The organism is Allobosea sp. R86505 (genome assembly GCF_042466375.1).
Lineage (GTDB): Bacteria > Pseudomonadota > Alphaproteobacteria > Rhizobiales > Beijerinckiaceae > Allobosea.
On record NZ_JAXHPY010000001.1, the window covers coordinates 1,937,415 to 1,960,345 of the forward strand.

Below are 22,931 nucleotides of genomic sequence, written 5' to 3' on the forward strand. Positions count from 1 at the left end.
TCAGGGCCAGCGCACCGTCGGCGGCATGGAGGAGAGGATCGAGTCGACATTGCCGCCTGTGCGCAGGCCGAAGATCGTGCCGCGGTCGTAGAGCAGGTTGAACTCGACATAGCGTCCGCGGCGGATCTGCTGCTCCTCGCGCTCGGCGGCGCTCCAGGGCTTGCCCATGTTGGCGCGCAGGATCGGCGGATAGGCATTGAGGAAAGCCTCGCCCACGGCCTGGGTGAAGGAAAGGTCGCCGTCCGGATCGCCCGACCAGACATAGTCGTAGAAGATGCCGCCGATGCCGCGCGGCTCGTCGCGATGCTTCAGGTGGAAATACTCGTCGCACCAGGCCTTGAAGCGGGGGTAGTCGGCGATCGGCGCATGGCGTTCGCAGGGATCGCGCATCGCGGCGTGGAAGGCGATGGCATCGGGATCGTCCTGGTTGCGCCGCGCGACCAGCACGGGGGTGAGGTCGGCGCCGCCACCGAACCAGGGCTTGGTGGTGACGACGAAGCGCGTGTTCATGTGCACGGTCGGGGCGTGCGGGTTCCAGGGATGGGCGATCAGCGAGATGCCCGTGGCGTGGAAGCGCGGATCCTCCGCCGCGCCGGGAATCTGCCCGGCGAATTCGGGCTGGAAAGTGCCGTAAACGGTCGAAACATGGACGCCGACCTTCTCGAAGACGCGCCCGCTCATCATCGACATGACGCCGCCGCCGCCCGGCGCGCCGTCATGGTTGTTGCGCTGCCAGGGCGTGCGGACGAAGCGGCCGGGCGCGTCCGTCTCGGGCGGGAAGGGGCCGGTCGCCTCAGCCTCGATCGCCTCGAAGGCAGCGCAGATGCGGTCCCGCAGCGTCTCGAACCAGGCTTTCGCGCGCGGCTTCATCGCCTCGGCCAGCGCCATCGCCGCGGGGTTGCTCGGCGCCACGGTAGCGGCCTTGTGGTCAGTCATCCCCGTCTCCTCACCCTGGATGCGCTTCTTGTTGTCGGTCTTCGTCCCCGGCCGCCGGGACGAAGCCGCCGACCTGACGCAAGGCTTCGCCCAGAACCAGGGCGGCCGCAATCGCGACGTTGAGGGAGCGCAGGCCTTCGAGCATCGGGACATGGACCACCGCATCGGCGGCCGCATAGACCTCGGGCGCCACGCCGGCCGATTCACGGCCGACCATGACGATGTCGCCGGGCGAGAAGGCGATATCGAGATGGCGGGTGCGCCCGTCTGTCTCGGCCAGGATCAGGCGGTGCCCCGCCTGCCGGCGCCAGCGGTCGAAGGCGGCGAAGGAGGCGTGGCGGGTCACGGCCGCGCGTTCGAGATAATCCATGCCGGAGCGGCGAAAATGCCGGTCGGAGACGTCGAAGGCGGCGGGCTCGACGATGTCGACGGCGACGCCGAGGCAGGCGGCCATGCGGATCATCGTGCCGGTGTTCTGGGGAATGTCGGGCTGGTAGAGCGCCAGGCGCAGCGGCGCCCGGCCCCTCGGAGATGCTGCTTCGTCCGTCGCCGTCATCGTGTCCTGTCATGGGATGACGGCGGGAGATGCGTCAAGCCGTAGGCCGGGCGGGGGCATGCGTCGGCACGGCTGGCAATTGTCGCGCCTGCACGCCATATGCGCGGCTCCCGGTCGGATCCGCCCCCGGGCCCTGCCCCGATTTCGTCGCCATGCCGGTCCAGAGGAGGGCGGACATGTTCACCCCGCTGTTCCGCTGGCTCGAGAGCCGCATCGACGTCTTCGCGCCCTTCGACGAACGGGAGACGCCGCCGCGCGGCGTCTGGCCGTTCATGTGGCACCACATCAAGGGGGTGAAGGGCTGGCTCGTCCTCGTCATGCTGACGGGGCTCGGCTTCAGCGGCATCGAAGCGGCGATGTATCTGATGGTCGGCTGGTTCGTCGATCTTCTGGCGACGCAGTCGCCGGAGACGATCTTTCGCGATCATGGCTGGCTGCTGGCGGGAGCGGCCTTTCTCGTGGTCGTGGTGCGGCCGCTGGTCTATTTCGCCAACCACGCCATCGTCGATCAGGTCGTGGTGCCGCAGATCACCAACCAGATCCGCTGGCGCAACCATGTCTACACGCTGGGCCATGCGCTCGGCTATTTCCAGAACGACTTCGCCGGGCGCCTCTCCGCCCGCGTGATCCAGGCCGGCCAGTCGATCCGCGGCGCCACCATCGAGGTCATCGACGATCTCTGGTACGCGCTGATCTTCGCCACGGTCGCGATCGGCTTCTTCGGCGCGACCTCGCTGTGGCTGGCGCTGCCGGTGCTGGTCTGGCTCGCGGCCTATGTCGTGCTGCTGATCTATTTCGTGCCGCGCGCCAAGAGCCGCTCGGAGGCCAATTCGCTCGGGCGCTCGTCGACCACGGGGCGCATCGTCGACGCCTACACCAATATCCTGACGGTGAAGCTGTTCGCGCGCGCCGATGCCGAGCGCTCGGCCGTGCGCGAATCGCTGTCGCGCTGGAACGCGGCCTTCCTCAACCTGTCGCGGCTGATCACCGGCGTCAGCGTCATCCTGCAGACGATGAACAGCCTGCTCGTGGTCGTCACCGCCTGGCTCAGCCTCTGGCTCTGGAGCCATGGCGCGATGACGCCCGGCGCCGTGGCGGCCTCGATCGGCCTGGTGCTGCGCCTCGTCCAGATGTCGAGCTGGCTGATCCATCTCGTGCGCGGGGTGTTCGAGAACATCGGTGCGGTGCAGGAGAGCATGGAGACGATCGCCAAGCCGCACGACCTGCCCGATGCGGCCGACGCAGTGCCGCTGCGGGTCGAGCAGGGTGGCATCCAGTTCGACAAGGTCCGCTTCAACTACGGCAAGAGCGGCGGCCTGTTCGAGGGGCTCGATCTCACGATCAGGCCGGGCGAGAAGATCGGCCTCGTCGGGCCCTCCGGCGCCGGCAAGTCGACGCTGGTGAACCTGCTGCTGCGGCTCTACCCGCTCGAAGGCGGGCGCATCCTGGTCGACGGGCAGGACATCGCCCATGTGACCCAGGATTCGCTGCGCGCGCAGATCGGGATGGTCACGCAGGACAATTCCCTGCTGCATCGCTCGATCGGCGACAACATCGCCTATGGGCGGGTCGGCTCGACGGCCGAGGAGATCGCTCAGGCGGCCCGCCAGGCCTCGGCCCATGAGTTCGTCGTGGGGCTGAGCGACCAGGACGGACGCCACGGTTTCGATTCGCGCGTCGGCGAGCGCGGCGTGAAGCTCTCCGGCGGCCAGCGCCAGCGCATCGCCATCGCGCGCGTGCTGCTGAAGGATGCGCCGATCCTGATCCTCGACGAGGCGACCTCGGCCCTCGATTCCGAGGTCGAGGCCGCAATCCAGGAGCAGCTCACCGCGCTGATGCAGGGCAAGACGGTTATCGCGATCGCGCATCGGCTGTCGACGATCGCCGCGCTGGACCGGCTGGTCGTGCTCGACCGCGGGCGGATCGTCGATATCGGCAGCCATGCGGAGCTGGTGTCGCGGGGCGGGCTCTATGGCCGGCTTTGGGCGCGCCAGTCGGGCGGGTTTCTCGCCGCCGCCGACCCGGAAACGCTGCCGGCCTGAGGCTCGTCTGTCGAGGATGCGCCATGCACCGGCAGGGCTCTTGCAACAGTAGACTTCGTCCAATCTGCATGCCAAAGAGCGCGGCAGTGACGCGCCGCCGCATTGCGGCCGTGACGACGCGCCCGTAGATACGGCGCAGGCTTGCAATTTCGAGTTTTTCCAAAGCTCGACTGACGTTGTAGAGGATTGGATCGTGGCGAACGCGACCGATACGAAACCGACCGAATCCACCCGCCGCGATTTCCTCATGCTCGCGACCGGTGCCGCCGGTGCCGTCGGCCTCGGCGCGGTGATGGTGCCGCTGGTGAGCCAGCTCGCGCCCGACGCCCAGACGGTCGCCGCTGGCGCGCCGATCGACCTCGACCTCGCCCCCATCGCGGAAGGCCAGGCGATCAAGCTGTTCTGGCGCGGCAAGCTGATCTTCGTGCGTCACCGCACCAAGAAGGAAATCGACGAGGCCCGCGCGGTCAACGTCGCCTCGCTGCCCGATCCGCAGGCCGACCAGGCCCGCGTCAAGGAGGGCCACGAGCAGTTCCTGGTCGTGTACGGCAACTGCACCCATCTCGGCTGCGTGCCGCTCGGCAACAATCCCGGCGATCCGAAGGGCGATTTCGACGGCTGGTTCTGCCCCTGCCACGGCTCGCACTATGATTCCTCGGGCCGCATCCGCAGGGGGCCTGCGCCTCTCAACCTGCCGATCCCGCCCTACGCCTTCACCGAAGACACCAAGATCCGGATCGGCTGAGCCACGCGCTCGGCCCGAACCCGCCTGTAAGAGACAGCCCCGAGGCAATCCGCATGAGTGGTCACAGCTCCTACGTCCCGAAGACAGGTTTCGAACGCTGGCTCGATGCGCGCCTGCCGATCATCCGCCTGGCGCATGATTCGGCGGTTTCCTATCCGGTGCCGCGCAACCTGAACTATTTCTGGACCTTCGGCGGCATCCTCATGTTCATGCTGGTGGCGCAGATCGTCACCGGCATCATCCTGGCGATGCATTACACGCCGCATTCGACGATGGCGTTCAACTCCGTCGAGCACATCATGCGCGACGTGAACTATGGCTGGCTGCTGCGCTATCTGCACTCCAACGGCGCCTCGATGTTCTTCCTCGCCGTCTACATCCACATCTTCCGCGGGCTCTACTACGGCTCCTACAAGGCCCCCCGAGAGGTGCTCTGGATCCTCGGCGTCGTCATCCTGCTGCTGATGATGGCAACCGCCTTCATGGGTTATGTGCTGCCCTGGGGCCAGATGTCGTTCTGGGGTGCGACCGTCATCACCAGCCTGTTCTCGGCGCTTCCGATCGTCGGCGAGACGATCGTGACCTTCCTGTGGGGCGGCTTCTCGGTCGACAACCCGACGCTGAACCGCTTCTTCTCGCTGCACTACCTGCTGCCCTTCATGATCTTCGGCGTGGTCATCCTCCATGTCTGGGCGCTGCATCATGTCGGCCAGAACAACCCCACCGGCGTCGAGGTGAAGAACGTCGCCAAGGACACGGTGCCGTTCACACCCTATGCGACGGTCAAGGACGTGTTCGCGATGGTGTGCTTCATCTTCGTGTTCTCCTACTTTGTGTTCTACACGCCCAATTTCATGGGCCATGCCGACAACTACATCCCTGCCAATCCGGCCGTGACGCCGGCCCATATCGTGCCCGAATGGTACTTCCTGCCGTTCTACGCGATCCTGCGTGCGGTGCCCGACAAGCTCGGCGGCGTCATCGCGATGGGCGCGGCGATCGTCGTGCTGGCCTTTCTGCCCTGGCTCGACAGCTCCAAGATCAAGTCGATGAGCTACCGGCCGATCGCCCGCCAGCTCTTCTGGGCCTTCGTCGTGGTCTGCATCGGGCTCGGCTGGCTCGGTGCCATGCCGGCGGAGGGCGGCTACGTCATCGCCTCGCAGATCTTCACCGTCCTGTATTTCGGCTACTTCGTCGCTCTGTTCGTCGTCGGCCTGTTCGAACGGCCCAAGGCGCTGCCGAACTCGATCGCCGACTCCGTGCTCGGCGCCATGCAGGGCGGATCGGGTGCGCGCATGGGCACTGCCGTCGCCGCCGAACCCAACGCCAAGGGCTGAGACGAATCATGATCACTCTCTCGATTCGCTCGGCCACCTTCGGCCTCCTGCTCGCCGCCCTGCCGCTGACCGCCCAAGCGGCCGGTGAACGCGTCATTCCGCCGGAGCTGAGCTGGTCGTTCTCCGGCCCCTTCGGCACCTTCGACCGCGCCCAGCTTCAGCGTGGCTACAAGGTCTACAAGGAGGTCTGCGCGGGCTGCCACAGCGCCTCGCTGCTGAAGTTCCGCAACCTGTCGCAGCCCGGCGGGCCGGAATTCTCGCCCGGCCAGGTCACGGCGCTGGCGGCGACCTACCAGATCAAGGACGGCCCCAACGAGTCGGGCGAGATGTTCGAGCGGCCGGGCCGCGCCGCCGACCCGTTCCCCGCACCGTTTCCCAACGAGCAGGCTGCCCGCGCCGCCAATGGCGGCGCCTATCCGCCCGATCTGTCGGTGCTGGCGAAGGCGCGGACCTATGAGCGCGGCTTCCCGCGTTTCGTCATCGACATCTTCAGCCAGTATCAGGAGCAGGGGCCGGACTACATCGCCGCCCTGCTGACGGGCTACAAGGATCCGCCGCCGGAAGGCGTGACGCTGCTGCCGGGCCAGTACTACAACACCTATATGCCGGGCCATCTGATCGCGATGCCGAACGTGCTGAACGACGGCCAGGTCGAGTTCCCCAAGGGAGCCGACGGGCAGCCGCAGGTGCCGGAGACGGCCCAGCAATACGCCAAGGACGTCACGGCCTTCCTGATGTGGGCAGCCGAGCCTCACCTCGAGGCGCGCAAGCGTCTCGGCCTGCAGGTGATGCTGTTTCTGCTGATCTTCGGCGGGCTGCTTTACTACACGAAGAAGAAGGTCTGGTCGCGCATGCCCGACGGCACGCCGGCGCACTGAAGAACACCGCCATCGAAACGAGGCCCCGGCGACGGGGCCTTTTTTCTTGGGTGCCACCATTTCTTGGACGCTGCCACGGATCGCGATGCTCCCACGCTTGATGCCGGGAGGACCGCACGGCACAGTCCCGCCCGGTCAGGAAGGACATCGACATGAGCGCAGCGGTTCTGGGAATCATCGGCGGGTCTGGCATCTACGACCTGCCGGGGCTGAGCGACCTGCGCGAGGAGCGCATCGAAAGTCCCTGGGGCGAGCCGTCCGACGTGCTGCGGATCGGCCGGATGGGCGACACCCGGATCGTCTTCCTGCCGCGCCATGGTCGCGGCCACGCGATCCCGCCCTCGGAGATCAACTATCGCGCCAATATCGACGTGATGAAACGGGCCGGCGTCACCGACCTCGTCTCGCTTTCGGCCTGCGGTTCCTACAAGGCGGAACTCTATCCCGGCCTGTTCGTGCTGGTCGACCAGTTCGTCGACCGCACCAGCGGGCGGGCCTCCTCCTTCTTCGGGCGGGGCTGCGTCGCCCATGTCTCCGTCGCTCATCCGGTCGGCCCTGCCCTGCAGGGGCTGATCGCGGAGGCCGCGACCGCGGAGGGGCTGCCCTTCGTGCGCGGCGGCACGCTGGTGACGATGGAGGGGCCGCAATTCTCGACCTACGCGGAATCGATCACCTACAAGACGCTCGGCTACGATCTGATCGGAATGACGGCGATGCCGGAGGCCAAGCTCGCCCGCGAGGCCGAGATCACCTATGCGACGGTCGCGATGGTCACCGACTACGACTGCTGGCATGAGGAGCACGGGCCGGTCGACGTCGCCTCCGTGGTCAAGGTGCTGCACGACAATGCCGACAAGGCGAAGCGGCTGGTGGCGCGGCTGGCTGCCGATTTCCCGCAGGAGCGCGTGCCCTGTCCGGTCGGCTCCCACAACGCGCTCGACAACGCCCTCATCACCGCGCCCGACATGCGCGACGCGGCCCTCCTCGCCAAGCTCGACGCCGTGGCGGGGCGCCTCCTGAAAGCGGCCTGACTGCGATGAACCTTGCCGACAGCATCCGCGCCATCCCCGACTATCCCAAGCCGGGCATCGTCTTTCGCGACATCACCACGCTGCTGGGCGATGCCCGCGCCTTCCGCCGTGCCGTCGACGAGCTGGTGCAGCCCTTTGCCGGTCTGAAGATCGCCAAGATCGCCGGCATCGAGGCGCGGGGCTTCATCCTGGGCGGCGCGGTGGCACACCAACTCTCGGCCGGCTTCGTGCCGGTGCGCAAGAAGGGCAAGCTGCCGCACGAGACGGTCAGTGTCACCTATGAGCTGGAATACGGGACCGACGAGATCGAGGTCCACAAGGATGCGGTGTCGTCGGGCGAGCGCGTGCTGCTGGTCGACGATCTGATCGCCACGGGCGGGACAGCCGAAGGCGCGGTGAACCTGCTCTCGCGGCTGGGGGCGGAGGTGGTCGCCGCCTGCTTCATCGTCGATCTGCCCGATCTCGGTGGCGCCGACCGGGTGCGGCGGCTCGGCGTGCCCGTTCGCACGCTTGTCTCCTTCGGCGGGCATTGACGCGCGCATGAAGATCAACGGACAGACCTACCGCACGATCTGGCTCGCGCCCGATGGCTGGCGCGTCTGCGTCATCGACCAGACGCGGCTGCCTTTCCGGTTCGAGACGGTGACCCTGTCCTCGGCCGAGGCGGCGTCGGAGGCGATCCGCAGCATGGTCGTGCGCGGCGCGCCGCTGATCGGGGCGACGGCGGCCTATGGCGTGGCGCTGGCGATGCGGGCCGATGCCTCCGACACGGCGCTGGAGGCGACACTCGCCCTGCTCGGCGCGACGCGGCCGACGGCGGTCAACCTGCACTGGGCGCTGGCGCGGCTGCGCACACGGCTGGCGCCGCTGCCGGAGGCGCAGCGGGTTGAGGCCGCCTATGCCGAGGCCGCCGCGCTCTGCGACGAGGATGTCGCGCTCTGCCGCGCCATCGGCGAGCATGGGCTGGGCGTGATCCGCTCGATCGCGGCGGAAAAGGCCGATGGGGCCACCGTCAACATCCTGACCCATTGCAATGCCGGCTGGCTCGCGACCGTCGACTGGGGCACGGCGCTGGCGCCGATCTATCTCGCGTATGACGCCGGAATTCCCGTCCATGTCTGGGTCGATGAGACACGGCCGCGCAACCAGGGCGCCGCGCTGACGGCTTACGAACTCGGCGGCCATGGCGTGCCGCATACGGTGATCGCGGACAATGCGGGCGGGCATCTGATGCAGCGCGGCCAGGTCGATATGGTGATCGTCGGAACCGATCGGACGACGGCCAGTGGCGACGTCGCCAACAAGATCGGGACCTATCTCAAGGCGCTGGCCGCGCGCGATAACGGCGTGCCCTTCTATGTCGCGCTGCCCTCGCCGACGATCGACTGGAGCCTGTCCGATGGCCTGCGCGACATTCCGATCGAGGAGCGCGCGGCACGGGAGGTCACCCATCTCTCCGGGCTGGCGGAGGACGGCGAGGTGCATTCGTTCCGCGTGGTCGCGCCGGGCAGCCCTGCGGCGAACCCCGCCTTCGACGTCACTCCGGCCCGGCTCGTGACCGGACTGATCACCGAGCGTGGTGTCTGCGAGGCCAGCGCTGAGGGGCTGGCGCGGCTGTTTCCGGAACGGGCCGGGCGGCGCACCGCGTGAGCAGGACGAGATCATGACCAGGAACGAACTCGGCGCCGGCATCGTCACTGTGGCGCAGGCGATCGACAAGGCGGGCTTTTGCCCATCGAAATCGGGCAATGTCTCGGCCCGGACGGAAGCCGGTTTCCTGATCACGCCCTCGGGCCTGCCCTATGCGCAGACGACGCCGGAGGATCTGATCGAGCTGTCGCTCGAGGGCGCGGTATTGTCGGGCGCGCGCAAGCCGTCCTCGGAATGGCCCTTCCACGCCGCGATCTACCGGGCCCGGCCCGAGGCGCAGGCGATCGTCCATACCCACTCGCCGCGCGCCACAGCCCTGTCTTGCACCCGTCGTGGCATCCCAGCGTTCCACTACATGATCGCGCTCTGCGGCGGTTCCGATATCCGCTGTGCCGATTACGCGACCTTCGGCACGCCCGAACTGGCGGACAATGCGGTGCGGGCACTGGAGGGACGCAAGGCGGTGCTGCTCGCCAATCACGGCGTCATCGCGCTCGGCGCCTCCCTCGCCGGGGCGCACCAGATCGTGGCCGAGGTCGAGAACCTGGCCGGCCAGTATCTCGACATTCTCGCCGCGGGGCTTGAGCCTGTCATCCTCGACGAGGCCGAGATGGCGCGGGTGAGCGCGAAGTTCGCGGGTTACGGCAAGGTCGGCTGACCAAGCCTCTGGGGGCGTCAACCCGGAGCGGTGCCGCTTCCCAACTCGTCCGGGATGATGACCCGCGCGTGATGCCCCATCACGCAGCGATCGATGAGCGTCAGCCCTTCGCCCACTCCGCATACCAGCGCTTGAACAGCGCGAGCTGGGTGCTGGCGTAGTGCTTCTGGCCCTCGGTCAGGCTGTCGGAGGCGTTGAAGTGCAGCTCGTATTCGGGGCTGCCCTCCAGCACCATCAGGTATTTGTAGAACAGAACCAGGTCCGGCCCCTCGTCGAAGCTCGACAGCACGCCGAGCGCGCCGTCCAGTTCGAGCGCCTTGGCGCGCGCCGTGACATCGCCTGTGGCGGCCTTCTCGCAGAGCGAGACGAGGTGCAGCACCGGCCTGGGCAGGACGTTGCCGATGCCGGTGATCGCGCCGCTGGCGCCGCAATTGACGAAGCCGTGGAAGACCTGGGTGTCGACGCCGACCATCAGCGTGATGTCCTCCGACTGGCCGGTGATGTTCTCGGCCGCGTAGGTCAGGCTCTTGGCGCCGCCGAATTCCTTGAAGCCGATCAGGTTGGAGTAGCTCTCGCGCAGCTTGAAGAACAGCTCGGCGCGGGTCTCGAAGCCGTAATAGGGGCTGTTGTAGATCACCGCCGGCAGGCCGTCGGCGGCCTCCAGAATGGCGCCGAAATGCGCCGCCTGCGCGGATGCCGAGGGGCCGCGCGAGAGCACGCGCGGGATCACCATCAGACCTTTGGCACCGACGCGTTTGCCATGGGCGGCGAAGGCGGCGGCGCGCTGCGTGTTCTGGGCGCCGGTGCCGACGATGACGGGCACGCCGGCCTGGCACAGGCGGGCGACGCCTTCCATGCGCTGCTCGTCGGTCAGCAGCGGCCAGTCGCCCATCGAGCCGCAATAGACCACCGCCGACATGCCGGCCTCGACGAGTTCCTTGCCCTTGCGGACGAGGGCATCGAAATCGGGGCTTCGATCCGCCTTGCACGGCGTCATGAGGGCGGGAATCGTCCCGGAGAAGATGTTTGAGGCCATTGAACGTTTCCTTGGCGGTTTCTTGCGTCGTTCAGGTTTCGGAGACCGGCGGGGTCAGGCTTCGTAGGCGAAGGGGTCGTCGACGGTGTGGGCGGGCTGGGTGAACCAGCGCGCGCCGTCCTCGGCCATGTAGGCGATGTCCTCGAGGCGCACGCCGAACTCGCCGTAGATGCACATCATCGGCTCGATCGAGAAGCACATGCCGACCTGCAGGGGGGTCTTGTTGCCCTTCACCATGTAGGCCTCCTCATGGATGTCGAGGCCGAGCCCATGGCCGGTGCGGTGCGGCAGGCCGGGGACCTTGTAACCGGGGCCGTAGCCGGCCGCCTCGATCACGCCGCGGGCGCCGAAATCGACGTTCTCGCAGGGAGCGCCGAGCTGGGCAGCGGCGAAGCCGGCGAGCTGCGCCTTCTTTTCGAGGTTCCAGATCTCGCGCTGGCGCTGCGTCGGCTCGCCGAAGACATAGGTCCGGGTGATGTCGGAGCAGTAGCCACCGACCTTGGTTCCCATGTCGATGAGCACCATGTCGCCATCCTGCAGCGTCTGCTCATGGGGCACGCCATGCGGATAGGCTGTCGCCTCGCCGAACTGCGCGGCGCCGAAGGAGGTGCTCATCCCGAGCTTGCGGTGGGCCTGGCCGAGGAAATCCTTGACCTGCGCGGTGGTCACGCCGACCTGCAGGGTGCGGGCGGCGGCGCGATGGACCTCCATGGTGATGTCCATGGCGCGCTGGATCAGGGCGATTTCGGCCGCCGATTTGAGCTGGCGGCAGGTCGCGGTGATCGAGCTTCCCTGCGTGAAGGTGAAGCGGTTGCCCGCCTTGCGCAGTCCGTCGGCGATAAAGAACGGGGTCTGCGGGTTGAGGCCGACCTGGCCGCTCTCATAGCCCATGCTGCGGATGGTCTCGACGACGAGTTCGGTCGGGTCCTCATGCTCTTCCCAGCAGCGGACATCGTCGCCGAACTTCATGTATTCGCGCGTCTTCGGCTCCTCGAAGGCGGGGCTGAGATAGGCGATCTCGCCCTCGACAGCGATCACCGCGCCATGCAGCCGCTCGCTCAGGCCGAGCTGGATACCAGTGAAATAAGCCAGGCTCGTCGAGGTATCGAGGTAGAGCGCCTGGAGACCCTGCTCGCGCATCAGTGTCTGGGCCTTGGCGATGCGCTGCTTGAACTCACCGACCGCGATCGGCTCGACGCCGTCCGTCATCGGCTTCATTTTGGCGAGTTCCGCCTCGAAGCTCGATCCGCCCACTCCGATCGTCATGATCCGCAGTCCTCGCCGGTCAGTCGTGAAAGTCAGGCAGCTGGAGCCTGGGGAAGGGTGATGTCGGCCTCGTCCGGCTCCAGCAGATGCAGCAGGTCTTCGCGGACGGCCAGGACATGGTCATGCGTCAGCTGCGCCGCGCCTTCCGCGTCGCCCGCCCGGCAGAAATCGAGAAGCGCGGCGTGCTCTCGCTTGGCACGGGCGGTGGCGCCTTCGGACATGGAGAGCTGGACACGGGTGTAGCGGTCGGTGTTGGCGAGCAGGACGCGTACCAGCTCGAGCGTCTGGCCACGGCCGGAAGCCCGGTAGAGCGAGAGGTGATACTCGCGATTCAGTTCGCCATAGGCTTCGAGATCGCCCCGACCGATCGCGGCAGCATAGTCGGCCAGGATCGTTTCAGCCTGCTTGAAATCGGCGGCGTTCAGCAACGGGACCGCACGGCGGATCAGATCGGGCTCCAGCATGGCGCGCAAATCGAAGAGCTCGGCGATGTCGGCGGCCGAGAGCGCCGTGACGACCGCGCCGCGATGCGGATGCAGCGTGACCAGACCTTCCGCCGCGAGCTGATGGAAGGCCTCGCGCAGGGGGATGCGGCTGATGCCGAACTCGCGGGCCAGCGCGTCCTGCCGCAGCGCCTCGCCGGCGGCGACGGCCCCGGAGAGGATGCGGCGGCGCAGCTCGGCCACCGTGGCGCCGGTGACGGTCTGACGCAGCAGCGGCCTTCGCGAGCGGATGGACTGGGGCGCGACCACATGGCTATCCGGATTCAACGGGCCCCGCAGGCCCCGTGTGGAGAAGGCCTCCAAACCGCAGGATTGTCAATTGGATAAAATGTTCAATATCCAATCGTATCAGGCAAAGTTCTGTCGCAGCGCCATCCGAGTTGGGCCGGGTGATGACGCGGCCAAGCCGCGTCGTTCCGCCGAGGCTGGAGGCTGCCGTCCGGAGGCGCCCGTAACGAGCGTCTCCGGATCTGCGCTGGAGTGTGTCAGGCTGTCTCAGCCGTCCTGCCAGCGTTGCTGCAGCGCCGTCGCCGACATCAGGTCGAAGGAGAGGTCGGAGATCTGCCAGAAGCGGGTGCTGTCCTGCTGGAAGGCCCAGAGGTGGTCGTAGATCTTCTTGAAGATCGGGTTGGCGGCCGACATCTCGGCGTAGAGATCCTTGGTGTGCTTGTAGCTGGCCCGCAGGATGTCGTTGGGCAGCGGGCGCAGCTGCGCGCCACCGGCGATCAGCCGCTTGAGGGCCGGCGGGTTGAGCGCATCGTATTTTGCCTGCATGTCGTGGCCGGAGGCCATCGCGCAGGTCTTGAGCACCTTCTGATAGGTCGGGGGCAGGCTGTTCCACTTCTCCAGATTGATGAAGAAGCTCAGTTCCGCGCAGCCGTCCCAGAAGCCGGGATAGTAGTAATAGGGCGCGACGCGGGCGAAGCCGAGCTTCTCGTCGTCATAGGGGCCGACGAACTCGACCGCATCGAGCACGCCGCGTTCCAGCGCCGGGTAGATGTCGCCGGCGCCGAGCTGCTGCGGCACCACGCCCATCTTCTGCAGGACGTTGCCGCCGAGACCGCCGATGCGCATCTTCAGGCCCTGGAGATCGGCCGCCGACTTAATCTCCTTGCGGAACCAGCCGCCCATCTGCGCGCCGGTGTTGCCGGCCGGCAGGTTGTAGATGTTGAACTTCGAGTAGAACTCGTTGAGCAGTTCGAGGCCACCGGCATGGAACAGCCAGGCCTGCATCTGGCGGCTGTTGGGGCCCCAGGGAATGACCGTGCCGAAGGCGAAGGCGGTGTCCTTGCCGATGTAGAAATAGGAGCCGGAATGGCCCATCTCGACGGTGCCGTTGGTGACGGCATCGGCCACCTGGAGAGCGGGCACGATCTCGCCGGCCGCGAAGACCTGGATCTTGAACTTGCCGTCGGTGACGGCCGAGACCGCTTCCGAAAAATGGGTGCAGGCGCCGTAGAGCGTCTCCAGCGACTTCGGATAGCTCGACGCCAGGCGCCATGTCACGGTGGGCGTGCTCTGGGCGATCGCGGGGGACGCAATGCCGGCCGCGGCGCCGATGCCGGCGCCCTTCAAGAACAATCTGCGCTTCATGGGTGTCGTTTCCTAACCGTCTTTTCTTGTGGCGCCGTCGCTGGCGCAGCGGAAGCTTGGCATGGTGGAGGCTGAGGGGACAACGCGCATGCGCGCATGACGGCCCGGCGACCGAGGGGCCTGCCTCACGCGCCGGCACGCTCCTCCATCAGCTTGACCATCACCGTCAGCAGGCGGTTGGCCGGCGTCGCAATGCCGAGCCGCTCGCCGGTGCGCACGACATAGCCGTTGAGGTGGTCGATCTCGGTGTGCTTGCCGCGGGCGAGGTCCTGCGCCGTCGATGAGGATTGCGCCGGCATGGCCGGGGCGAGTGCCAGGACGGTGTCGAGGATTTCGGGGCCGATGGCGATGCCGGCGGCCTGCGCCACCGCACGGCATTCGGCGACGATGTCGGCCATGCTGGCGCGCACGCCCTCGATCGCGATCATCCGGCCATAGGGAAGCTGCGGGATGGCGGAGAGGGCGTTGTAGGCGCAGTTGACGATCAGCTTGGTCCAGAGCGCGCCGATGACGCTTTCCGAGACCTCGGTGGGGATGCCGGCCCGGCCGAACCGCTCGGCGATGGCCGCGCTGGTCGCGCCCGGGCCGATCACCAGTTCGCCGCGCCCGTGATGGCGGACATGGCCGGGGCCGGGCATCTCGACCGCGACATAGACGGCCGCCGGAACGACGGGCCGGCCGAGCACCGTCTGCAGGCGTTGCGCATTGTCGACGCCGTTTTGCAGGCTGAGGATCGTGGCGTCTGTGGCAAGGTGGGGTGCGATGGCGCGGCCGGCCTCTTCTGTATCGCCCGACTTCACGCAGAACAGCACGATGTCGGCCTCGGCGATGCCGGAGGCCTCGGTCGTGGCTGTGACCGCAAGCCTCTCGGTCGTTCCCCGAGCCTCGAAGACGAGGCCGTGCCGCTCGATCGCTTGGACATGCGGGGGCCGGGCGATCAGCGTCACGCCATGGCCGGCGCGGGCCAGCATGGCGCCGTAGTAGCAGCCGACGCCGCCGGCCCCCATGATCGCGATGGTCATCGGTTGGCTCCCTGCCTGGGCCAGAGATGGTCGCTGCCGAGCTCTGTGGGCTCGGCGCAGCCGAGATGGATCTGCGTGTTGAGGAGTTCCGCCCGCAGGATGTCGATGATCGCCTTTGGGCCGTCGGACAGCCCGAGCGCGGCGACCGCAAACAGGAAGGGCCGCCCGAGCAGGACGAAATCGGCGCCCGAAGCGAGGCTGCGGGCGATGTCGTCGCCGGTACGCACGCCGCTGTCGAGAATCAGGGCCAGCCGGTCGCCGCAGGCCTCGCGGATGCGCGGCAGCACCTCGATCGAAGACGGCGCGGAATCGAGCTGACGCCCGCCATGGTTGGAGACGACGACGCCATCGGCGCCGATGCGCTCGGCCATCAGCGCGTCCTGCGGGTTGAGGATGCCCTTGATGACGAGGTGATGCGGCCAGGCCTTGCGGATCGCCTCGATGCGCGCCCAGTCGAGGCCGGGGCAGGAGAGCTGGCGGGCGACGAACTCGGCATGGGCGAGGCCGCTCAGCGACCCCTTGTTCTCGACGAAGTTCGCCATGCCCGGCCGTTCGCCGCGCGCGGCCCGCCAGAGCCAGCCGGGATGGCGCGCGACGTCGAGGATGGTGGCGAGCGAGGGCTTCAACGGGATGGCGAGGCCGTTGGTGAGGTCGCGCACGCGCCTCGCCGGCACGGGGATGTCGATGGTGACGACGAGCGTCGTCACGCCGGCCGCGAGCGCCCGCTGCATCAGCCCGGCGGCGATGGTCTCGTCGGCGCCCGGATAGAGCTGGAACCAGAGATTGTCCTGGGCGATGCCGGCGATGGTCTCGATCGAGGTCGTTGCGGCGGTGGAGAGGGTGTAGGGGACGTTCTGTGCCCTGGCCGCGGCGGCGAGCGCGCGGTCGGTGCCGGGGCAAACGAGATCGGCGAAGCCCATGGGCGCGACGCCGAAGGGCGCGGCATAGCGGCGGCCGAACAGCGTGACCTCGGTATGGGCGGCGGCGCAGTCGCGCAGGGCCTGCGGCATCAGCGCGATCTCGCCGAAGCGCGCCCGGTTGCGGGCCACCGCCTGTTCGGCGCCGGCGCCGCCCTCGATGAAGTCGTAGACCGCGCGGGGCAGGCGCTTGCGGGCGCGCGCCGCCATCTGGGTCGTGCTGAAGATGCGGGCTGCCGCCACGATGCGCTCCTCCCGGAGATGTCTCGCCGGCGGCTCTGCGGCCACCTCGCGCGCCTTGCCTACAGGGTGAGGCCCGCGCTCAAAAGCGCCACCGTTGCGCGGGGCACCGGCGAAGGAAGCAGGGCGGCTCGCTCAGCCCGGCAGGCGCTCGACGAAAACGCAGCCGTCGAAGCTGAAGACCTCTTCGCCGTTCTGGTTCACACCGGTGTTGCGGTGGAAGAACAGACCCCATTGCGGGCGCGAGGTGCTGGCGCGCTTGTCGGTGACCTCGGAATGGTAGGTGATGCGGTCTCCGGCGAAGACGGGCCGCGTCCAGCGCAGGTTCTTGAAGCCCGGTGAGGGCCCCAGCCGCGGCGCGCGGCCCTCTCCAAAAGCGGCGAGCTGGCGGCGGCGATGCGTGACCATGGTCGCCATCCAGACCGAGGCCGTGTGCCAGCCTGAAGCCGCGAGCCGGCCGAAGGAGGATGCCGCCGCCGCCGCCGCGTCCATGTGGAAGGGCTGCGGATCGAAGGCGCGCGCGAAGGCGATGATCTCGTCGGCGGTGAAGACGGTGCTGCCGAGCTCGAAGCGGTCGCCGATCACGATGTCCTCGAAGAAGCGCGCGGCGGGCGTCGGCTCGGCCGGCGGCTCGATCGGGGCGGGCGAGGGGGGCGGGACATAGAGCGGCGGATGGGCCAGCCAGTCGCCCGCCGGCTGCAGGGCGGCGACGCCGCGCCGGCCGAACATGATCCAGTTGACCTGCTCCAGCACCGGCTCGTCGCGCTGGTTGAGCAGCTCGAGCTTGAAACGCACGAGGCTCATCGCCGGGCGCGAGCGCGAGGGCTTGATCTCGGTAACGGTGCGGCGGCCGTGCAGCACGTCGCCCGGCTGGACCGGGCGCAGCCATTTCACCTCCTCGATGCCGGGTGCGCCCATCCCTGAGGAGTTGAGCAGGAAGCTCTGCGCCATCAGCCGCATCAGCAGCGAGCAACTGTGCCAGCCCGAGGCGATCAGCGTGCCGACGAAGCTCGCCTTTGCCTTGTGCGGATCGACGTGGAAGTCCTGCGCATCGAATCGCGAGGCGAAGGCGACGATGTCTCCTTCCGAGACCGCGAGGCTGCCCATCGGCACCGTCTCGCCGACGATGAAATCCTCGAAAAACAGCATCGCGCCCAGCGCCCGCTCAGTTGGCGAAGCGGAAATGCAGCACGTCGCCGTCGGCGACGACGTATTCCTTGCCTTCGAGCCGGAATTTGCCGGCCTCGCGGGCGCCGCTCTCGCCCTTGTGGGCAATGTAGTCGTCATAGGCGATCGTCTCGGCGCGGATATAGCCCTTCTCGAAGTCGCTATGGATCACGCCGGCGGCGGCGGGACCCTTGGTGCCCTTCTCGATGGTCCAGGCGCGCGCCTCCTTCGGTCCGACCGTGAAATAGGTGACGAGGTGGAGCAGGGCGTAGCCGGCGCGGATGACGCGGTTCAGGCCCGGTTCCTCCAGGCCGACGGCCTCGAGATAGTCCTTCTGGTCGGCGGCCGGTAGGACGGCGATCTCGCTCTCGATCTTGGCGGAGACGACGACGGCGACGGCGTTCTCTTCCGCCGCTCGGGCCTTCACAGCTTCCGAGAAGGCGTTGCCCTTGTCGGCGGCGGCCTCCTCGACATTGCAGACATAGAGGACCGGCTTGGAGGAGAGCAGGCCGAGCGTCTCGAAGGCCTTGCGCTCGTCGGCGGCGACCTGGACGAGGCGGGCGGGCTTGCCCTCGCGCAGCAGCACGAGGCAGCGGTTCATCAGCTCGGCGAGTTCCTTGGCCTCCTTGTCGCCGGTCTTGGCCTTCTTCTCCAGCGGCAGGACGCGCTTCTCGAGGCTTTCGAGATCAGCCAGCATCAGCTCGGTCTCGATGATCTCGATGTCGTTGATCGGCGCGACCTTGCCCTCGACATGGGTGATGTCGCCGTCCTCGAAGCAGCGCACGACATGGGCGATGGCGTCGCATTCCCGGATGTTGGCGAGGAACTGGTTGCCCAGCCCTTCGCCCTTCGAGGCGCCGCGGACGAGGCCGGCGATGTCGACGAAGGTCAGCCGCGTCGGGATGATCTCCTTGGAGCCCGCGATGGCGGCGAGCTTCTCCAGCCGGGGATCAGGCACCGCGACGTCGCCGACATTGGGCTCGATGGTGCAGAACGGGTAGTTCGCGGCCTGGGCGGCCGCCGTCTGCGTCAGCGCGTTGAAGAGGGTCGACTTGCCGACATTCGGCAGGCCGACGATACCGCATTTGAAACCCATGGTGGTCTTTCAGTCTCGAAGTATGAAATCGCCGGGGAGGGCGATGAACGGATTGACGATCGTGATGCCGTTTACGACGTGACCATGCCGCATGTCTTCACTGAGGAAGTGGGAACACCCCAAATTCTGCGCAGCGGCGAGTAGCACGCAATCGAACCATTGATAGCCTGCTGCCTCGCGGATCTGCCAGGCGTCCGTCAGTGTCTCGTGATCGATGGGCGTGTCGCCCCAAATCCTCAGGCCTTCGGCGTCGGCTCTCACGGTTTCCACATCGAGATGCGGAAGCTTACGCAGCGCGACGTGGCAGAACTCGTTGATGACCTGCAGGTTGATCACCGGCGGCTTAGTCTCGATCAGAGCGTTCAGCCACATCCGCGACCGATCCTGCTTCTGCCTCGCGCCCGGATCCCGGCTGTAGATCAGCACGTTCGTGTCGAGAAAGAAGGTGCTCGTCATACAATTCGGTCCGGGAAGGGAGTTTGCCGTTTTCGTCCGACAGCGGCAGAGGAGGCCCGGCGAGGAACCTGTCGAGCGCTTCGCGCTGGCTGATCGTCCGGCCAACGCGCCGTTCGAGCAGTTCGGTCACGAATTTGGACATGCTCTTGCCTTCCCGCGCCGCTGCCACGCGCAGGCGCGACAGCGTCTCGTCAGGAAGTGTCACCGTCAAATTCTTCATCTCATACCAACCTCGCGGCAGTCCAACATCGTGTTTCCGTGTTTTCGTGTCAATGATCCGGGCTGTGGTCGGCCGTACGAACGTCCGTGGCGGTCTGATATCCTTTGGCGCAAGATGGACGCTGACGATCCCGCCCGAAACAACACCACAGAGGCGGCGCCAGCCGAAGCGAGCGAGCTTAAGCCGGGGGCGCAGGTGATCATGAGCGCGATGCAATGGGCCGATGAGGGCGACCATTCGGCCAGCCGCGTGACGATCGCCAAGCCCGGAGCGCAACTGCCCTACTGAGTCGTCTCAGTCGCCGGCCTTCTCGCCCAGCCGCTTCACGGCGCCGTGGCCGTGCGCCTCCATGAAGAGATGCACCTTGTTCTGAAAGCCGGCGTCGTCGTGCTTCGCCAGAAGCTCGGCGTTGTCGGCGCAGGCGGTGCAGAGATCCTCGACCCAGGGCCCCTCCGCCTTGCCGAAATCGTTCAGCACATAGGCGTGGACGAGCTCCTTCAGGCCGGGATGGCCGATGCCCATGCGGACCCGGCGGTAGTCGTTGCCGATCGCGGCTGTGGTCGAGCGCAGGCCGTTATGGCCGGCATTGCCGCCGCCGAGTTTCACGCGCAGCTTGGCCGGGGCGAGGTCGAGTTCGTCGTGGAAGACGATGACGTCGGCGGGCGCGACCTTGAAGAAGCGCGCCGCCTCGCCGATCGCGCGGCCGGATTCGTTCATGTAGGTCTGCGGCTTGAGCAGCACGACCTTCTCGGTGCCGATCGTCGCCTCGCAGGCCTCGGCCTGGAAGCGGCCGCGCCATGGCGAGGCGCGATGCGTGCGTGCGATGGCGTCCAGCGCCATGAAGCCGATATTGTGCCGGTTGCGGGCATAGCGCGCGCCGGGATTGCCGAGCCCTGCGAAGATCAGCATGACGATGGTCGTCCCTCACGGCAAAACGGCCGGGAAGCCCCGGCCGTTCGCATTGTCTGTGATGGCGAGATGCCGGACGAAAAAGCCCGATCAGGCCTTCGCGGCCTCGGCCTCGGCAGCTTCGTCGGCCTCTTCAACCATCGGCGGAACGATGGTGACGATGGTGGCGTCCGAGCCGACCGTGAGCTTGGCGCCCTTCGGCAGCTTGATCACGCTCGCCTCGAGGGCGTCGCCGATCTGGAGCCCGGCCACCGAGACCTCGAAGGCCTCCGGGATGTGCTCCGGCTCGACCGTGATCTCGAGCGAGTGCTCGACGATCTGCACCAGGCCGCCGTTCTTCACGCCGGGGCTCAACTCCTGGCCGACGACATGGATCGGAACCTCAACCGTCACCGTCTGGCCCGCGGCGACGCGCAGGAAGTCGACATGGATCGGGAAGTCCTTGACCGGGTCGAGCTGGTAGTCGCGCGGGATCACGCGCTGCTTCTTGCCGTCGACGCTGATTTCGAACAGCGTGGTCAGGAAATGGCCGCCATAGATCAGGAGGCGGGTCTTGTTGGCGTCGAGCGCGATGGCTTCGGGAGCGGCGCCACCGCCATAGATGACGGCGGGTGTCTGGCCTTGACGACGAACTGCACGGGCGGCCCCCTTGCCGACCTGTGCGCGCGCCGAAGCCTCGATTTGCTTCACGGCGGTCATGGTTTTGAATCCTTGCTTGAAAAGACAAGGCCGCCAGCAGGCGGCCTCTTTGCGGTTCGGCGTCCGTGCCTCCAAGGGTGTCAGTCGGACGCTGGCAGGCTCATAAGCGAAAAGGGCGGCGATCTCAAGCCCGCGATGCGTCAGGCGGCGGAGGCGGTGACGCCCCGGAGCCGGGCTGCCGCCCTGTCGGGCTTGGCGCCGAAGCGCTGCAGAAGCTCCCCGACGATGCCAGCCGGCAGGGCCTGGGCATAGAGGAAGCCCTGGCCGAGCCGACAGCCCATGGATTGGAGCCATTCGGCCTGGGCCTGCGTCTCGATCCCCTCGGTGATGATCCGCATGCCGAGCCGGTGGGCGATCCCGACCATCGCCTCGACGATGACGCTGCTCTTGGTGCTGGTCTGGGCGGCGGCGATGAAGGAGCGGTCGATCTTGATGATGTCGACGGGGAAATCGAGCAGATGGGTGAGGGAGGCAAATCCGGTGCCGAAATCGTCGAGCGCCACGCAGATGCCGCGCTCGCGCAGCGCCGCGATCGTGCGGGCGACGCCGTCCTTGCTCCGGCCCATAAAGACCTGCTCGGTAATCTCGACCACCAGATGCCGGGGCGACACGCCGGTGCGCTCCATGGCCCGCACGATGCGCTGGACCAGATCCCCTTTCTGGAAGTCGGCGGAGGTCACGTTCATGCCGACATGCTGGAACGGGATGCCGGCGCTCTGCCAGGCCGCCATGTCGGCGGCCACGGCGTTCAGCATCTGCCCGGTGATGCGATGGGCCACCTTTGGATCGGCCATCGCCTCCTGGAATTCGACGGCGGAGGCGACGCGCCCATCCGGCAAGCGCATGCGGGCAAGCGCCTCCAGACCGACGATCTCGTCGGTGTCGATCCGCAGGACCGGCTGGTAATAGGGAATGATCCGGCCCTCGGTCAGGGCGACATCGACGTCGCGCTTGATCTGCAGACGTCGCGTCATCGAGGTCCGCAGCCCGTCCTTGAAGCGGACATAGCCGCCGCGACGGGTCTCCTTGGCATGGTAGAGCGCAAAATCGGCGTTCTGGCGCAGCGTGACGCCATCTTCGCCATCCTCGCCCGCCAGGGCGGCGCCGATGGTGACGCTCGGCATGATGCCGTGTCCGTCGTGATCGAGCGGGGGTGCCATCGCAGCGAGGATGGCGCAGGCGGTCGCCCGCATCTGCGCCGCCGTCGTTCCTCGCGGCAGGATCACGGCGAACTCGTCGCCGCCGATGCGATAGGCCACGGCCTCGCCAGCCACGGACTGGATCCGGATTCCCACCGTCGCGATGAGCGCGTCGCCTGCGGCATGACCCATCGTGTCGTTGACGACCTTCAGGTGATCGATGTCGATCAGCATCAGGCCGAAATCGAGCGGCGTCGCGGCGGTCAGACGCGCGATCGCCTCGTTGAAGCTCGCCCGGTTCGGGAGCGCCGTCAGCGTATCGTAATAGGCCAGCCGATGATTGTGCGAACGAACCTCCTCGTGCTCGATCGCGATCGCGCAGAGATGGACGCAGGTCTCGACGATCTGGCGCTCGAGTTCGTCGGGGCCGCGCGGCTGGTCGTAGTAGAAGGCGAAACTGCCGACGACGCGCCCATCGCGCGCCTTGATGGGGCTGGACCAGCAGGCTCGAAGGCCGAGCGGCAGCACGAGATCCTCGAAACCCTGCCACAGCGGGTCGCTGGCAATGTCGGTGACGCAGACGGGCTCGCCCCGGTGGATCGCGGTGCCGCAGGAGCCGACGCGCGGGCCGACCTCGACCCCCGTCACGGCGGCCGCGTAGGAGGCCGGGAGGGACGGCGTGGCGAGCGAGACCAGGCGCCGCTCCTCGTCCAGCGCCAGAACGGAACAGATGACGCCCGGAGCGATCGCTTCGACGCGCAGGCACAGGCGTTCCATGACGGTGCAGAGCGCCTCACCCCGGGCGATGGACACCAGGATCTCGTTCTGCAGCGCT

24 protein-coding genes are annotated in these 22,931 nt (G+C 67.4%); 9 read left to right on the forward strand and 15 right to left on the reverse strand.

All coding sequences use genetic code 11. The features are described from left to right. Both hemF and SJY11_RS09270 read right to left on the reverse strand, forming a co-directional pair. A complete protein-coding gene (hemF, locus tag SJY11_RS09265; protein WP_376989287.1) occupies window positions 1–888 on the reverse strand; it encodes an oxygen-dependent coproporphyrinogen oxidase in 888 nt (295 codons plus the stop codon). A gap of 58 nt (window positions 889–946) precedes the next feature. After that, entirely contained in the window at window positions 947–1,492 is a 546-nt protein-coding gene (locus SJY11_RS09270; RefSeq protein ID WP_376986296.1) for a tRNA (cytidine(34)-2'-O)-methyltransferase, read from the reverse strand. 176 nt (window positions 1,493–1,668) lie between these two features. Here SJY11_RS09270 and SJY11_RS09275 point away from each other — a divergent pair, with 176 nt between their 5' ends. The 8 genes from SJY11_RS09275 (at window position 1,669) to SJY11_RS09310 (ending at window position 9,833) form a co-directional block, all read left to right on the forward strand. Then, a complete protein-coding gene (locus tag SJY11_RS09275; protein ID WP_376986297.1) occupies window positions 1,669–3,534 on the forward strand; it encodes an ABC transporter ATP-binding protein in 1,866 nt (621 codons plus the stop codon). A 193-nt stretch (window positions 3,535–3,727) separates the two neighbouring features. After that, window positions 3,728–4,279: a ubiquinol-cytochrome c reductase iron-sulfur subunit gene (petA, locus tag SJY11_RS09280; protein ID WP_326906096.1), complete on the forward strand. Its 552-nt coding sequence runs from the start codon at window positions 3,728–3,730 to the stop codon at window positions 4,277–4,279. A gap of 53 nt (window positions 4,280–4,332) precedes the next feature. Then, the gene (locus SJY11_RS09285; RefSeq protein WP_326906097.1) at window positions 4,333–5,616 is read left to right on the forward strand and encodes a cytochrome b; all 1,284 of its coding nucleotides are present in this window, start codon (window positions 4,333–4,335) and stop codon (window positions 5,614–5,616) included. Between the two features lie 8 nt (window positions 5,617–5,624). Next, window positions 5,625–6,494, forward strand: coding sequence for a cytochrome c1 (locus SJY11_RS09290; protein ID WP_376986298.1), 870 nt, complete (start codon window positions 5,625–5,627; stop codon window positions 6,492–6,494). A gap of 152 nt (window positions 6,495–6,646) precedes the next feature. After that, window positions 6,647–7,525 (forward strand): S-methyl-5'-thioadenosine phosphorylase, encoded by an 879-nt coding sequence (locus SJY11_RS09295; RefSeq protein ID WP_326906099.1) that lies wholly within the window; start codon window positions 6,647–6,649, stop codon window positions 7,523–7,525. Between the two features lie 5 nt (window positions 7,526–7,530). Beyond that, window positions 7,531–8,058, forward strand: a complete 528-nt coding sequence (locus tag SJY11_RS09300) for an adenine phosphoribosyltransferase (protein WP_376986299.1) — start codon at window positions 7,531–7,533, stop codon at window positions 8,056–8,058. A 7-nt stretch (window positions 8,059–8,065) separates the two neighbouring features. Next, a complete protein-coding gene (gene mtnA / locus SJY11_RS09305; protein ID WP_376986300.1) occupies window positions 8,066–9,175 on the forward strand; it encodes an S-methyl-5-thioribose-1-phosphate isomerase in 1,110 nt (369 codons plus the stop codon). 13 nt (window positions 9,176–9,188) lie between these two features. Then, complete coding sequence (locus SJY11_RS09310; protein WP_376986301.1) at window positions 9,189–9,833, forward strand: class II aldolase/adducin family protein; 645 nt, start codon at window positions 9,189–9,191, stop codon at window positions 9,831–9,833. Between the two features lie 100 nt (window positions 9,834–9,933). Here the strand turns inward: SJY11_RS09310 and SJY11_RS09315 are convergent, their stop codons facing one another. From SJY11_RS09315 to SJY11_RS09360, 10 genes are all read right to left on the reverse strand, one after another. After that, window positions 9,934–10,869 (reverse strand): dihydrodipicolinate synthase family protein, encoded by a 936-nt coding sequence (locus tag SJY11_RS09315; RefSeq protein WP_376986302.1) that lies wholly within the window; start codon window positions 10,867–10,869, stop codon window positions 9,934–9,936. Window positions 10,870–10,923: 54 nt separating this feature from the next. Continuing rightward, window positions 10,924–12,135 carry a M24 family metallopeptidase gene (locus SJY11_RS09320; protein WP_376986303.1) on the reverse strand — a complete coding sequence of 404 codons (1,212 nt, stop codon included), beginning with the start codon at window positions 12,133–12,135 and terminating at the stop codon, window positions 10,924–10,926. A 32-nt stretch (window positions 12,136–12,167) separates the two neighbouring features. After that, window positions 12,168–12,887, reverse strand: coding sequence for a GntR family transcriptional regulator (locus tag SJY11_RS09325; protein WP_376986304.1), 720 nt, complete (start codon window positions 12,885–12,887; stop codon window positions 12,168–12,170). Window positions 12,888–13,133: 246 nt separating this feature from the next. After that, window positions 13,134–14,231 carry a TRAP transporter substrate-binding protein gene (locus SJY11_RS09330; protein WP_376986305.1) on the reverse strand — a complete coding sequence of 366 codons (1,098 nt, stop codon included), beginning with the start codon at window positions 14,229–14,231 and terminating at the stop codon, window positions 13,134–13,136. A gap of 125 nt (window positions 14,232–14,356) precedes the next feature. Then, entirely contained in the window at window positions 14,357–15,253 is an 897-nt protein-coding gene (locus SJY11_RS09335; protein ID WP_376986306.1) for a ketopantoate reductase family protein, read from the reverse strand. After that, complete coding sequence (locus SJY11_RS09340) at window positions 15,250–16,413, reverse strand: alpha-hydroxy acid oxidase (RefSeq protein WP_376986307.1); 1,164 nt, start codon at window positions 16,411–16,413, stop codon at window positions 15,250–15,252. Before SJY11_RS09340 ends, SJY11_RS09335 begins: the two co-directional genes overlap by 4 nt. Before the next feature lie 132 nt (window positions 16,414–16,545). Continuing rightward, window positions 16,546–17,559 (reverse strand): MaoC family dehydratase, encoded by a 1,014-nt coding sequence (locus SJY11_RS09345; protein WP_376986308.1) that lies wholly within the window; start codon window positions 17,557–17,559, stop codon window positions 16,546–16,548. Window positions 17,560–17,575: 16 nt separating this feature from the next. After that, window positions 17,576–18,673, reverse strand: a complete 1,098-nt coding sequence (gene ychF, locus SJY11_RS09350) for a redox-regulated ATPase YchF (protein WP_376986309.1) — start codon at window positions 18,671–18,673, stop codon at window positions 17,576–17,578. A 9-nt stretch (window positions 18,674–18,682) separates the two neighbouring features. Further along, window positions 18,683–19,129 (reverse strand): PIN domain-containing protein, encoded by a 447-nt coding sequence (locus SJY11_RS09355; protein WP_376986310.1) that lies wholly within the window; start codon window positions 19,127–19,129, stop codon window positions 18,683–18,685. Then, window positions 19,017–19,349 carry a FitA-like ribbon-helix-helix domain-containing protein gene (locus SJY11_RS09360; RefSeq protein WP_376986311.1) on the reverse strand — a complete coding sequence of 111 codons (333 nt, stop codon included), beginning with the start codon at window positions 19,347–19,349 and terminating at the stop codon, window positions 19,017–19,019. Before SJY11_RS09360 ends, SJY11_RS09355 begins: the two co-directional genes overlap by 113 nt. Window positions 19,350–19,463: 114 nt before the next feature. Here SJY11_RS09360 and SJY11_RS09365 point away from each other — a divergent pair, with 114 nt between their 5' ends. Further along, complete coding sequence (locus SJY11_RS09365; protein ID WP_376986312.1) at window positions 19,464–19,637, forward strand: hypothetical protein; 174 nt, start codon at window positions 19,464–19,466, stop codon at window positions 19,635–19,637. Window positions 19,638–19,643: 6 nt separating this feature from the next. On the opposite strand, the gene pth is transcribed toward SJY11_RS09365, so the two are convergent. The 3 genes from pth to SJY11_RS09380 form a co-directional block, all read right to left on the reverse strand. Then, complete coding sequence (gene pth, locus SJY11_RS09370; RefSeq protein WP_376986313.1) at window positions 19,644–20,258, reverse strand: aminoacyl-tRNA hydrolase; 615 nt, start codon at window positions 20,256–20,258, stop codon at window positions 19,644–19,646. Window positions 20,259–20,348: 90 nt separating this feature from the next. Further along, complete coding sequence (locus tag SJY11_RS09375; RefSeq protein WP_376986314.1) at window positions 20,349–20,957, reverse strand: 50S ribosomal protein L25/general stress protein Ctc; 609 nt, start codon at window positions 20,955–20,957, stop codon at window positions 20,349–20,351. A gap of 140 nt (window positions 20,958–21,097) precedes the next feature. Then, window positions 21,098–22,909 carry a putative bifunctional diguanylate cyclase/phosphodiesterase gene (locus SJY11_RS09380; RefSeq protein ID WP_376986315.1) on the reverse strand — a complete coding sequence of 604 codons (1,812 nt, stop codon included), beginning with the start codon at window positions 22,907–22,909 and terminating at the stop codon, window positions 21,098–21,100. Window positions 22,910–22,931: the final 22 nt, after the last annotated feature.

Excerpts from the sequence above, each read along its gene's own strand:
- hemF (WP_376989287.1), bottom strand. The coding sequence starts at position 888 with ATGGCGCTGGCCGAGGCGATGAAGCCGCGCGCGAAAGCCTGGTTCGAG.
- SJY11_RS09270 (WP_376986296.1), bottom strand. The coding sequence starts at position 1,492 with ATGACGGCGACGGACGAAGCAGCATCTCCGAGGGGCCGGGCGCCGCTG.
- SJY11_RS09275 (WP_376986297.1), top strand. The coding sequence starts at position 1,669 with ATGTTCACCCCGCTGTTCCGCTGGCTCGAGAGCCGCATCGACGTCTTC.
- SJY11_RS09285 (WP_326906097.1), top strand. The coding sequence starts at position 4,333 with ATGAGTGGTCACAGCTCCTACGTCCCGAAGACAGGTTTCGAACGCTGG.
- SJY11_RS09290 (WP_376986298.1), top strand. The coding sequence starts at position 5,625 with ATGATCACTCTCTCGATTCGCTCGGCCACCTTCGGCCTCCTGCTCGCC.
- SJY11_RS09295 (WP_326906099.1), top strand. The coding sequence starts at position 6,647 with ATGAGCGCAGCGGTTCTGGGAATCATCGGCGGGTCTGGCATCTACGAC.
- SJY11_RS09300 (WP_376986299.1), top strand. The coding sequence starts at position 7,531 with ATGAACCTTGCCGACAGCATCCGCGCCATCCCCGACTATCCCAAGCCG.
- mtnA (WP_376986300.1), top strand. The coding sequence starts at position 8,066 with ATGAAGATCAACGGACAGACCTACCGCACGATCTGGCTCGCGCCCGAT.
- SJY11_RS09310 (WP_376986301.1), top strand. The coding sequence starts at position 9,189 with ATGACCAGGAACGAACTCGGCGCCGGCATCGTCACTGTGGCGCAGGCG.
- SJY11_RS09315 (WP_376986302.1), bottom strand. The coding sequence starts at position 10,869 with ATGGCCTCAAACATCTTCTCCGGGACGATTCCCGCCCTCATGACGCCG.
- SJY11_RS09320 (WP_376986303.1), bottom strand. The coding sequence starts at position 12,135 with ATGACGATCGGAGTGGGCGGATCGAGCTTCGAGGCGGAACTCGCCAAA.
- SJY11_RS09330 (WP_376986305.1), bottom strand. The coding sequence starts at position 14,231 with ATGAAGCGCAGATTGTTCTTGAAGGGCGCCGGCATCGGCGCCGCGGCC.
- SJY11_RS09335 (WP_376986306.1), bottom strand. The coding sequence starts at position 15,253 with ATGACCATCGCGATCATGGGGGCCGGCGGCGTCGGCTGCTACTACGGC.
- SJY11_RS09345 (WP_376986308.1), bottom strand. The coding sequence starts at position 17,559 with ATGCTGTTTTTCGAGGATTTCATCGTCGGCGAGACGGTGCCGATGGGC.
- ychF (WP_376986309.1), bottom strand. The coding sequence starts at position 18,673 with ATGGGTTTCAAATGCGGTATCGTCGGCCTGCCGAATGTCGGCAAGTCG.
- SJY11_RS09355 (WP_376986310.1), bottom strand. The coding sequence starts at position 19,129 with ATGACGAGCACCTTCTTTCTCGACACGAACGTGCTGATCTACAGCCGG.
- SJY11_RS09360 (WP_376986311.1), bottom strand. The coding sequence starts at position 19,349 with ATGAAGAATTTGACGGTGACACTTCCTGACGAGACGCTGTCGCGCCTG.
- SJY11_RS09365 (WP_376986312.1), top strand. The coding sequence starts at position 19,464 with ATGGACGCTGACGATCCCGCCCGAAACAACACCACAGAGGCGGCGCCA.
- pth (WP_376986313.1), bottom strand. The coding sequence starts at position 20,258 with ATGCTGATCTTCGCAGGGCTCGGCAATCCCGGCGCGCGCTATGCCCGC.
- SJY11_RS09375 (WP_376986314.1), bottom strand. The coding sequence starts at position 20,957 with ATGACCGCCGTGAAGCAAATCGAGGCTTCGGCGCGCGCACAGGTCGGC.